This is a genomic window from Treponema sp. R80B11-R83G3 (assembly GCF_054786115.1).
Genome location: NZ_BDHF01000503.1, coordinates 1 through 443 on the forward strand (window position 1 = coordinate 1; position 443 = coordinate 443).

At 46.7% G+C, this 443-nt stretch carries 1 protein-coding gene; it reads left to right on the forward strand.

Annotation, left to right across the window (positions count from 1 at the left end):
• Positions 1-443 (forward strand): Rpn family recombination-promoting nuclease/putative transposase (locus ACYVRH_RS14680; protein ID WP_461257602.1); only part of this gene is annotated, 443 nt, incomplete at both ends.

Below are 443 nucleotides of genomic sequence, written 5' to 3' on the forward strand. Positions count from 1 at the left end.
GTATAACCGATTTTATACTATTTTCGGAAAAGGAAGAATTTTTAAACAATTTCAAGTTTATTAACCCCAAGAACGGGTTGTGCTTTAAAGAAATACCGGAAGAAATCTTTACACTGGAATTGCCCAAAGTCCCGTTAGAAAATGATGGGACTGCGGTTTGGGAGTGGATGCAGTTTCTCCGTGCGAAACGGAAGGAGGAATTTGAGATGGTAGCGGTACAAAACCCCGAGATACGGAAAGCGGTGGACACCCTGTACAAATTGAGCGCGGACGAGAAAGTCCGGGCGGAATACGAGATGCGCCAGAAAGCCAGGCGGGATCACCAGTGGCTGATTGACAACGCTAGAGATGAGGGCATGGAAAAGGGCATAGTTGAAACTGCCCGCAAGGCATTAGCAGAGGGCTTACCGACAGACATAATCGGTAAAATTACCGGCCTATCT